The sequence below is a fragment of the Bacillus sp. FSL K6-1218 genome (assembly GCF_038006445.1).
GTDB classification, from domain to species: domain Bacteria; phylum Bacillota; class Bacilli; order Bacillales; family Bacillaceae_G; genus Bacillus_A; species Bacillus_A thuringiensis_S.
On the sequence record NZ_JBBOVE010000002.1, the window covers coordinates 14,663 to 26,428 of the forward strand.

The following is an 11,766-nucleotide window of genomic DNA, read 5'->3' on the forward strand; positions in this document are numbered from 1 at the left end:
AATGAAAGTGACATGAAAGACTAACCGTTTAATATACAGGTATGAATTAAAAAAGGAGGCATTATCACATGAAAAAATTTGTTGGAATTGCGTTAGCAGCTACCATTGGAATTGGAGGTTTAGGAACTTTTGCTACTACTAAAACTCACGCTGCAGTAAACAATCCAGAATCAACAAAATCGGTTTATCAAGTATCTGATGTACAAGGTGAATTTATGCACATTAAAGTGGGGAAACCTTGGTCAATGACGCCAAGCGGAAATCAATACAAATATGTCTTATTTAGTGAAAATAAAATTTATGTCAACCCTAAAACTGGTGTAGTAACAGCATATGAAGAAGGAGCAGCTGAAGGCAGAGTACTCGATAAAAATGGAAATGTTGTTGCTATTTGGTATATCACGGCTTTTAAATAATGAAGGATTAATTTTACAAAGTTGAAAAGAGCATCTTTAAGTTTATTATGAAAGTAGTAAAAGAATTTCAAAACTTGTAATTACACTAAAATAAAAAAGCTTATCCTTTAACACGTAATGATAAGCTTTTTTATTGTTCTTTTCATTTTTTGTTTTAGGAAGTATTTCTTTAAGTTGATAGCAATGCGGTGCTATCCCATCACTATAAAGCTAAAACTTTATAGTGCCCCCAAAACAGAAACAACGGGTTGCATTTATATAAATAGCTTTTAAAAAATTAATAATTTTGTTTAGGGATACTTTAAGTTTTTAGCTTGAATGACATATAGTGTTAACTCATACTGAGTGATTAGACTATTAAACTTAAAAGTGTTGTTTTTAGCATTCTAAATAATCGGGTTCAATGTATTTTTCTGTTTCAGGAGAGCTTTTAATTTCTATTGGATATTTCTTAAAAGCTACAACAGTGATCCTATCTTCTTGAACTAAACTTCTGGATTCATTTATAGAAGAGAAACCTGTTCGCGTTAAAAAATTGTATAGAGAGGATTTTGTCATCCAAAAACTAGTAACGTTATCTAATGATGCCCATTTTGATTTTAAACGTTCTTCTATTGATGAATTAGCAGAGTGTTCTAGCATTGTGTGTCCCTTATATTCATAATTTTTATAAAGTACTGACACATTAGGTGTAGAAGTGATATGAGTATCAATTATTACAAACCTTTTGCATACTTCATACACTTTTTCTAAAAAGTGGAATACATCTGAGCAGTCTAAATGATATAAAATACCAGAGCATAAAACAATATCAAAATGACCATATTTTTCAGCACTTAAATTTCTTACATCATCTTGATAAAAGGTTAAGTTTTCCAACCTTAATAAATCTTTAGCGAATATAGCTTTTTGTATGTTTGATTCTCTTCCTTCTATCCCTACAACAGTTGCTCCTTGCATAGCAAACTCAATAGCGTAATGCCCCTCTAAACAAGCTAAATCTAAGATTCGAAGATTTTTAAAATCACATTGTGTGATATCTTGAATCATTGTCACAATTTTTTTTAATGCTGGATTTGGTTGTCGAATATCTCTTGTATATAGAGTATCCGTTAATTTAATATCATAAGCGGTCCATTCACCATATTTACGAATAATATTTTCTTTTTCGAGAACAAAATCTTTCATGATACAATTCGCCACCTTTAACATAATATTATGTGTAATATATATCTTTATATGATCAATATATGTGTGTATAACTTGTATTTAGACGAAGGTAAACATTTTAATCCAAACAAGAGAAGATGATTCATGTGAAACAATTTACTAAATTTCCTCTGACATTTTTAGTTATGTTCCTAGCCAATTTAGCGAACTATTATTTTATCCTAGTTATGTAATAATAAAAGCCTTCCTAATTATAGGAAGGCAACGTTCTAAAATGAAAACATATATTTGATTACTAATTAAATTACCTCAAACTGATAATATACACTTTTTCCATTTTCCCTAGTTACTTTAACTTCAGCAAACCCTTTTCCAATGACATCCATCCTAACCATTCCATCGTCTTGCAATGTAACTTTTACAACTTTTTCTCCACCTTTTATTGTATGCTTTGCTGCAACTCCTTCCTCAACCCTAGATTGACCAACACGCCAACAGTCACTGCACTTTTTTGTGCTCTTAGATATCATTTCATTTTTTACATGTACGCTGTTAGTAGATGCATCAGCAATACCATTTGTACTCAACAAAATTAAGGAAGTTACTAAACCTATTCCCAGTTTCTTTAACATTATTTCATCCCTCCTGTGTTAATTCATACTTTTATATTAAACTGAGATTCTTTCAGGTAACTTTCATTACCCTTACAATAACCTTAAATACCTTTCTTTATAATTTTTATAATTTTTATAATTTTTATAACTTATATATCAAGAAAAGTTATACCCCGGAAACAAGATCATAAAATTTATTCTCTATGTTTTCATAGAACTTACTCTTCACTATAAATTATTATTGTTTTTGAGCATTCACTATTCCTTCTTCTAATCCTTTATCTAATTCGTTTACTAATTCTTTCTCTAATCCTTTTTCTACTTCTTTCTCCGATTCTTCATTCTCCTTACTATGCCCCTCTACAAATCCCACTAATATTTCTGTTATTATCGACATAGGTACACCTTTATCCAATAACATTTTAAGGAATTCAAATATAGAGAGACCTTGTGAGTTGATTGAATTATATTTGTTATTAATATGTTGTTCTATATTTTTTTCAGAAAGTTGATTATTCCTAGTCTTACTTTCAGGAATATATTTTTGATTATTGTTCACCAAATGTGAAGCTGTAGTACTTGGATCTGTTTCCTTTAAAACTCTAGTATTTAAAGGATAAATCCGGTTATTTATGCTTGAACTGATTTTCATCGCTCATTTTCCTCTTTCTTTTTGATAAATTTAATATGAAATTATCACTACTAGCTATTACAAACGTATACACATTTCATATTCTTTATGCCGTAGTGTTATATTTTATATCTATTTATTATAATATTTGTTACAGTTAAATTAAATAAAACTGTACCTACATATGTATTATTTCATTTTAGGTGGGATTTTATTTTGTTAACTTGATGAGCATTTGACGTTTGATACTGATTGTAGAAACTTAATTTATTACCTGCTAATATTTTATATTATTATAGAATGTTAATTAGTCGAACTACTTTAATACAAACTATACTATGTAAATAATAAAGTTATAAAAGGAGGGAATAAGGGAGAGGTATGCTCTAGATACTTTAGGCCAATTATGATGGATTACTTCTTATATTCTAGGAATATACATACTGTTTTAAAAAACAAGAAAGAAAAATAAGCGTCCTCAACGCAAAGGTTCCAGCCGACCAAGCACAAAAACAAAATGAAGAAGACGCAAGTAAGCCTATAAGAAGCCTAACTGATTGAGCTTCCCATAGAATATTATCATCTCCCATTTTAATATGTCAAAAACTTCATTAATTTTAAATGCTATTTGTTTATTTCTAGCAATGCGTTTCTTTATCGTTACTGATTTTTCTAATTTACAAATGTTAGACACTATCTACTTATTAGTTATTGTTTTATGGATTTTGATCTTTACCATTTCAATTATCAAGCAATTTAAGAAATGAATCCATTGCACTGTATTTAGCAGGAGAAAAAATAAAGAAGCATTTAACATGTATCTTTCTGAGGTACAAATCCTTTTGCAGATTGTAATGCTACTCGTAATAAATAGATCTAAAAGAGATGAGTTATTTTCATCTCTTTTTTCTTTACTCTAAGAATCACCTTACAATATAAACAGTTATTCCCCTCCATATGCCCTATATTTACTACACAACTAAAACAATTAAAATGCTGGATGCGTCACTTGTTTTTTCATATCGTTTGCACATTGGCAAGTTGTTATAATCTGTATAGAAGAATGAAGGTGGGCTTCTCTCTTCCGCTCAAAATCATTTTTGTTTACGTCTGGCAGGGTGTTTTCGTTTGGTTTTGAGCTTTTTTATTTTTTATGGATGACTAGGGCGTTTTCAATCATTGTTATCCATGTAAGAATCATCCCTAGTATCAGTGCTAACATTGCCAATATGTTTCCCCCTTTTGCACTTCCTAGATTCATTTCCTCTATCTGTTTATCCAAGAAAATAGTTTGAAAGATTTTTTTAATTTTATTAATATTTTTTCTACTAGAAACAGGATCTTGGATATATTTCGTATTTTCCCAAATAAAAAAGCACCCTTTACAGATGCTCTTTTTACTTACAAATTATTTTTCGTTTTCTTTTCTAAGTTTATTTTCTTCGCTGAATTCGTTTCATAATCCCTATAACCTGTATCTTTTTCAAAATATACATAGTTTGCATGAATAGATTTATGTATCAATTCTAAAATAACCGTAACTACTCCCATTTTCAGCATTGGACCTATTGTTGCAGAGAAATCAATGAGTAAAAAAGGCAGCCCTAATGCAAATGTTAAATCCATAAAAAATCTTAAAAATGCTACGGTTGTATAGCTACCGCTCTTTTCATACTCCATGTATTCAACGAATGAATACCATTTTCTTCTTCTTTTTTCTTGATAAAAAAAGTAATCATTTCGCTTCTACCCTTAATACTTTCAACATATAACTTTCAAAATTCTATTAAACATGTAAACTTAAATTTCTTTGATATGATAGTTTGCATGCCACTTAAAATATTTATCGTTATCTATATTCCAACGATCACAAGTTTTCCCTTGAATAATGTCAATATAACCTTTTACAGATTTCGGTAAATATTTCGTATCCACCAAACTAATGACTTCTCCCTTTTGAACGCCGATATATCCCTTCTCAAATAAATCATCACACCCAAATTTACACATTGGTATAGCGATATGCTTTATATCTAATTTTTCTTGTCTGGAGCAGTGTGCTCTCATTTTAATATGAGCAGCTACCAATAAGTCTACTGGATACTCTTCTCCACAAATACCACAATTAAATGTTTTTTTAGTGCCAAATAAATACCCACGTATTATATTTTGCTCTCTTCTTGCTCTTCCTGTAACCTCACGTTCCATGGAGCTGTTTTGTTCTAGCTCATTTATAACAACTTCCAGATCTTTTTCAGCTTATTCTTTCGTAATGACAGGTACATGTGTAGTACTGTAAAAGTCAAAAGTATTCATAACAATATTACTTTTCTCTTCATCTAATAATCTAAATCCTCTTATAGTATTGTCTATTTTATAACCTAATAATGTATTGAAAGTATCAATATCAATAGATTGCCTTCTTATTTCATCTAAGAAATATATATACTCCCATGTTTCTCCTTCTTTATTTTCTCCCCAAAGATTCCTTGCTAAATTTGAATTGCGTATTTTATATGTTACTGTAGCAGAAGTGAAAAATTTCTTTTTCCCATAAAATAATGCTATATCTCCTATTTTTATCTTATTTCACTCTCGTTCATTGCTAACTCCAGGTCTATCTCCCCACAAATAAACTTTTCCATTCTTATATATCTTGGATATCTCTTCGAAATCCTTCTTATTAATAAAGCGTTGAATCTGACTAATATCTAATCCAATAGACATAGTAGAATCATCTTTAAAATTCTCTTTATCGGTAGGTTGCAAAATTATACTCTTTATAGTTCTCTCTCTTTCTTTTTCTTAAATACTAATATTCGTTAAAAATTTTTAATATCAACTACAATATATAAATTTCATTTATCTCCCAAGGATTTCTATATATTTAACACAACAAACTTCAAATTCACCATAAATCTCCATTCCATATAGCCTCTGACTTGATAATTACTTCCATTCTAATTAATTATATTCTTTTAGGCCTTTGAATTAAGTTTTCTCCAGAACACCCCTTCAGTTGTTCAATAGCTATCTTTCGTGCATGCTCTTCATTATCAATTAAAGAGAACCCTTGATTGATAGAACTCCAAAATTCATATCCACAATCCTCCATCCACCTATAAACTTCTGTTGTGTACAAATCATCTTTTCGTTTTATAATTTGCACTTTATATTGTTGGCTAGGAGAAAAATATTCCTTTACAACTTGTCTCATCATTTCATTCCCCCTCTTAAAAAGATTCTGGTAGTTAATTTATAGAAAGCCACCTATTTAGATAGATGACTCACTGTGATTGATTATAAGGTTGAAATTTCTCACGTACTGCTCCTAATTCAATAAGCTGTTTATCGCATGTACTTAGTTTTCCCTCTTTTCATATTGTCTCAAATTGTGGAAGCAGTATCCGACAAGATAGATATAAAAAAGTCTACAGAGTGTCCTAGCGGCAAAATAATCCCTATTTTCTTAAAACAAAATATAACAGTTACAAACAAACGTAATAGTAATGAAAACAAAATCTGGAGCAAAAATAAAGGACGATAAATTAAAAGAATCGTGATTAAATTTGGTATAGCTCTACCGTAGTAAGCATAAAAAAAACTGCCTCCAAATTGTTAGACATATCTTAGAATTAGGAGACAGTTTTGTCACACATTTTTATCAAGCAAACATATTTTACTATCTGGAGACTATCAAGACAGTAAATTGCAACATTCTAAAATACACTACATATAATATCTTGTTTCCTCTCTCAAAAATCTGATCTTAAAGAGTGCTGCATATGTATATGTGCGCTCTTTTTTGTTTTTAAATAGCGGTTTTATTAAAAACTATCCATATTAAAACTGGACAAACATACGTTGTCATATGGAGACTCCGCACTTATAGAAAACTACTTTTCTAATTTATAAGCAAATATAAAAGTGTGCTTTTATATTTAAGATGATATAGGGATCATTTAAAATTCCATTCTTTAGTTCACATTAAAATTATTTATTGGTTACACTCTTTAAATCCTGCTCCATCATAAGCCGTACTATGTATGTAAGACAATTCCCCTATTATGCATGGACAATCACCTAAAAATTATACAACTAAATACAATAACTAGAAAAATAAAACATGATAAAGATAAAAATAAGGAGTGATTGTCTTTGTATCGTATCACCTATAATGAATGTATGGCGGATTGTATGTCTGGACCTTATGGAGGGACTTATCAGGAATGTAATGTTCCATGTAGTAAATATCATGGGACTACACATCCAACATTTGGCTTAAAATAACCAATACCTGTGGCACCTTCTAGTCATAGCTATGAACAATGTATGACAGATTGCATGTCTGGACCTTATGGAGGGACTTATCAAGAATGTAAAGTTCCATGTAGTAAATATCACGGGGCTACACATCCAACATTTAGCTTAAAACAGCCAATACCTGTGGTACCTTCTAGCTATAGCTATGAACAATGTATGTGGGAGTGTCAATCTCAGGGAGGATATAGTTATGAATGTAAACCAATATGTCAGCAATATAAAAATCCAAGACCACTTTATTCATATCCCGTAAGTCCATATTCCTATTTTCCTATGCAATCTATTTTCTAATGCTCTCCTTGAAGCACCAGCCTAATAATGGAGTACCTATTTAAATCCCCCCTTATTCATGAGTCCACAGGCTGCTAAAGGAAATTCGGTTTGGGAATTTTACATTTTTTACATCAGCATCAGAACAGCTTGAGTTTACGATGATAACAAACAAAAGGACCTAAGAAGGGTCCTTTTGATTACTTACTTCCTTTGATTTATCTCTTAGATTCTAGAGCCAATATACGTTCCTCAAGGTTAGCTAATATCGTATGCAGATTAGTATTTTCAGCCTAGAGTTATTCATTTTTTTCATTAAAACCTTGAATAGCAGCTAAGGTCAGCCCTTACAAATCTATACTTGAGATGTACTTTTCATCACCTTCATTTAGTCCGAAAGCAGCTTGAAAATCCTGAGCAGTTGTTCAAATATGACGCTAACCGGATGGGTCTTCTTTATAGTTCCAGAGGTATAATTGAATAATCTATATAACTTAGACAATTAATATCTACATTGTTCAGAAATATGTAGTAACCAATAGATTTATATTTGCACTTATGCCTTCGGACCGTATTTCTTTCTTAATACAGTCAGTTCTTCATTTAGTTTTTCCACATCTGATCTCCAAAACAAACTCATATTTTTCGTTTGTTTTAATGGGATAATCCGCTCCTTCTTAACTAACTCATTCAATCTAGGACGAGATACGTTCAATAATTCCAATACCTCTGATGTTGTCAAAACATGATCAATTACAATTTTTTTAATATCCTCTTCGCTTTTTAATTCATACATTCTTAGTCCCTCGCTTTTATAATCGTTCATTTATAATTGTCGTAACTATATTAAGTAGTGTGGCTACTGCAAAACAGATAGTTGTTATAATAAAAACATAATCTATCGTTTTTAAGTCGTTCCAATCAATAACAAATACAAAAACCATCGCAAATAAAAAAACAGGTCCTATCGAGCTTTTTAAAATTCCCCAAAGTTTATCTTTTAAATTTTCCATCTCTATGCCCCACATGATTCATGCATACTGAATCATTCCTTTCTATAGAGTATAATCCCAAAATACTAAATAGTTTTAAGAAATGTTATATTTACATTGTTTAAAACCACGTTGTAACTGCATATATGATTAAAGACAGGGCCATGATAGCTCCAACAACTATCACAATTAGTCCTATACACCCCAAAAGAATTTGAAATAGATAGTATGCTCCAATTATAATTACGACCATCAACGCTAAAAGTGCAAATATCTGCAACATTATTGTTTTAAAAAAGATTAGTCCTATAATAATTACAGCTATTATGGCAAAAATCCTCATACCGACAAAATGACCTCCAATTTCCAACAACCATATAGAGCACAGACTTTGCTGCCCTAAAATCATATTAAATTAATTTATTTGTATATTCATTATACATTATGTTATGATATAACAGTTGTCAAATTAAGTAAAGTTATTGCATTTTCCCTTCTTAATACTTTATAATGAAAACAACGATTAAACGAAGTAAAGACAGGAGCTGTTTTTCGGGAGACGCTCACCTAAATAAAAAACCGATAAAGATCAAATTCAGCGGAGTTCTTTTCTGTTTCACCTCCGTAATTATACAAATTAAAAGAACAGGGACATATTCAGCGAAGTTCTTACCCATTCACCTTCGTAATCATACAAATTAAAAGAATGGTGATTAAATTTGGTGTAGCTCTACCGTAGTGAGCGCGAAAAAATTGGTGTAACTCTACCGTAGTGAGTATATAAAAAACTGCCTGCAAAACCTTAGACATATCTCTAAGATTTTGCAGGCAGTTTTTCTGTAAAGAAATATAATTTATATTAAAACAATAACTAAAACTTGGTTTTATGAGGATGTTTTCAGTTTGATCACACTAAGTTTAGACTTCTTGAATTTGAAAGTATAAACATGGTCATGTTCAGGTAAAGGTTTGAACATGTTTTCCATATGGATTGGCCCTATATTATTTGCTAATGGAGGTAAAATTTCTTTATAAATTAAAGAAGACAAATTTATTATAATATTTTAACTTAATATCCATGTGAAACTCTAAATTGTCACATGGATATTTTCTAAACCTCTATTTTTTTATCAACCTGTTTTAACTCCCTCCCCAGCCCCCTACATTGTAATTTTAATAATCTAGTCTCTGCACATACCTTTTTTATTTGTAGAAAATCTATAGTACAATAAATAACTAAAAGATCTATTTCCAGATTGTCCTCATTTATGTACCTTTCAGTTCATTTTCTGCTATTAGTTCCTGTGTTACATACATCAAATACATAATGACTGGGAGAATTAGATAACTAACAGTTTTACCTTTATCAGTAATAGGATGCCTTTCTTCGACTAGAATGACTTTTATTATTAACAGAGTTTCCCTAGAGCAAATGTAACAATTTATGAGTAGAAGAATATTTCCTGAACTTTAATGTAATGTAAAATTAGTAAAGAACGTATTTCATGAAAAAATGTTAACTAATAAAGAATTAGAAGTGATTATATGAATAAATTATTACTATGGTGTTTATTAGTTACATTCTGTCTAAATACCGCAGGATGTTCTAATGATATGACTATACTAAACAATAATTCTAAACCTTCAACACCTACGAAGGTTAAATGCATTAACAAAGCGTGGTACAAAAAATATATACCATGTAATAGTTTATGATAAAGGTCATAAGGCGAAATTATTATATATTAATCACGCTATAAACATGTTGTAATTAATTGTTCTAAATATACCTAAAACGACTATCAATAATGGTGGTCTTGTTTATATTGGTGAGATTGTACTAGTATGATAGAATAGATTTAACTGTATGACGTAGGGTGGTTGGTTGCTGTCCTTTCTCTTTTTTTATGTAGTGGGAAAGGAAGTGACTCCTATGATGGAATATTTACTGTCTTTGCTACAGGATTTGTTGAAAGTATTTTTGACAATTCTTGTTACTGGTTATGGAAACAAACTAGTGAGTAATATTAGCAAAAAACGTAAAAGAACCTCCCTACGCCGTCGGAAGCAAAAGGGAAGTTCTAGAAAAAGAAAATAACTTTATTTAGTAACTACCCGCCTTACGGCAACAGTTACCAGAAGAGATGTATCGAGCATCTCTTCTTTTATTATATACCCAAGGTATTACTGTAATACTACTGTAGTAATAATTATATCAAATGAACATAAAAAATCAATGTGTAAACAATGAGTGTAATGGACAAAAGAAAAGACATCCTAAGGTGCCTTCCTCCGACTTATAAATCAAATTTATATTTTGTTCACTTTATTCAGTATGGTGATGATGGCCTTTGTATAGCAATAGAACCAAATCACGCTAATACTTAACGTAAGTTTTGGTTTCGTTACTACACAGACTACTATATCCTCTCTAATGACTGTGGTTGCATTGTCAAATACTAAAAGCATAACATCTTTTTATATAATTTTAATGATTTAATTTCCTCGTATTCCCTCATTTTCTTGTAAAATGTTACTTTCTTCATGTCAGCCTTGTCCATGAACTCAAAACCTTTGATCTTTCACCTTCCATTCCTTACTTGTTATCCTCTTTCATGTACCAAGCATTAGAATTGAAAACTTTGAGATTACTGTTTCCTTAACCGCAAAGAAAACGCCAAACCTCATATATATTTTTGAGGATGTTATGTAATACGCATTGATTTTTATGATAATTATTCGTAAGTGGATAATTCACTACGCGCCTCTTCTATTGTATCCCTAGCAATTCTTAATAATTTTAAACATTTACCTAATTTCGCTAAATCTGTTTGGCTCGCAGCATCTCCATAATTGTCTATAACAAATTGCAAGTTATCCATCGCCTTTAAAATAGATGAATGTAGACCCTTTAATTCTGTTGGGGGTTCTACATATCGTACACTTGAGATGAGATAAGACATTTTATAGAAAACATCGCCTACATCTGAAATCCATGATTTGTTTATAGTACCCTTAATTTCTGCATCGGCCTCTAAAATGCTAAATCGGTTAGCCACATCAGATAGGTCCTTTAAATAATCATCCATTACCCACGCATAATGCTGCTTGTCTAAATGTTTATAATTACTTGTTTCGGCTCCTTGCTTTACTTCTTTTTGATTTCCTATATTTTTTTCATCTGCGGTTAATTCCTCAACTGCTGCTGTAATGGCTTTTATACCTTTTTTGCTACCAACAAGAGCGTCGATAGTTAAAATACTACAGATAAAAATCACAAACAAGGCAATCCACTTAGCCCATTTCGGCATAAAAAAACTCCTTACTTGATATATTTCTCCTAAATTATA

At 30.7% G+C, this 11,766-nt stretch carries 10 protein-coding genes; 1 reads left to right on the forward strand and 9 read right to left on the reverse strand.

The window, feature by feature from the left end:
- The first annotated feature begins 68 nt into the window (after positions 1-68).
- Positions 69-416, forward strand: a complete 348-nt coding sequence (locus tag MHI26_RS28325) for a hypothetical protein (protein WP_000714877.1) — start codon at positions 69-71, stop codon at positions 414-416.
- A gap of 378 nt (positions 417-794) precedes the next feature.
- Here MHI26_RS28325 and MHI26_RS28330 read toward each other — a convergent pair whose 3' ends face one another.
- The 9 genes from MHI26_RS28330 to MHI26_RS28370 all read right to left on the reverse strand — a co-directional run bounded on the left by MHI26_RS28330 (position 795) and on the right by MHI26_RS28370 (position 11,727).
- Complete coding sequence (locus tag MHI26_RS28330; RefSeq protein WP_061667566.1) at positions 795-1,604, reverse strand: class I SAM-dependent methyltransferase; 810 nt, start codon at positions 1,602-1,604, stop codon at positions 795-797.
- A 281-nt stretch (positions 1,605-1,885) separates the two neighbouring features.
- Positions 1,886-2,218, reverse strand: a complete 333-nt coding sequence (locus MHI26_RS28335; RefSeq protein WP_061667565.1) for a hypothetical protein — start codon at positions 2,216-2,218, stop codon at positions 1,886-1,888.
- Between the two features lie 220 nt (positions 2,219-2,438).
- Positions 2,439-2,852, reverse strand: a complete 414-nt coding sequence (locus MHI26_RS28340; protein ID WP_061667564.1) for a hypothetical protein — start codon at positions 2,850-2,852, stop codon at positions 2,439-2,441.
- A 1,380-nt stretch (positions 2,853-4,232) separates the two neighbouring features.
- Positions 4,233-4,511, reverse strand: coding sequence for a hypothetical protein (locus MHI26_RS28345; RefSeq protein ID WP_061667563.1), 279 nt, complete (start codon positions 4,509-4,511; stop codon positions 4,233-4,235).
- 120 nt (positions 4,512-4,631) lie between these two features.
- On the reverse strand, positions 4,632-5,039 hold the full coding sequence (locus tag MHI26_RS28350) for a hypothetical protein (protein WP_176523498.1): 408 nt from the start codon (positions 5,037-5,039) through the stop codon (positions 4,632-4,634).
- A 760-nt stretch (positions 5,040-5,799) separates the two neighbouring features.
- Positions 5,800-6,048, reverse strand: coding sequence for a hypothetical protein (locus MHI26_RS28355; RefSeq protein ID WP_061667562.1), 249 nt, complete (start codon positions 6,046-6,048; stop codon positions 5,800-5,802).
- Positions 6,049-7,980: 1,932 nt separating this feature from the next.
- Positions 7,981-8,220 carry a helix-turn-helix domain-containing protein gene (locus MHI26_RS28360; RefSeq protein ID WP_000273122.1) on the reverse strand — a complete coding sequence of 80 codons (240 nt, stop codon included), beginning with the start codon at positions 8,218-8,220 and terminating at the stop codon, positions 7,981-7,983.
- A gap of 16 nt (positions 8,221-8,236) precedes the next feature.
- Positions 8,237-8,452: a hypothetical protein gene (locus MHI26_RS28365; RefSeq protein ID WP_340994708.1), complete on the reverse strand. Its 216-nt coding sequence runs from the start codon at positions 8,450-8,452 to the stop codon at positions 8,237-8,239.
- A 2,699-nt stretch (positions 8,453-11,151) separates the two neighbouring features.
- Entirely contained in the window at positions 11,152-11,727 is a 576-nt protein-coding gene (locus tag MHI26_RS28370) for a hypothetical protein (protein ID WP_061667559.1), read from the reverse strand.
- Between the last annotated feature and the right edge of the window lie 39 nt (positions 11,728-11,766).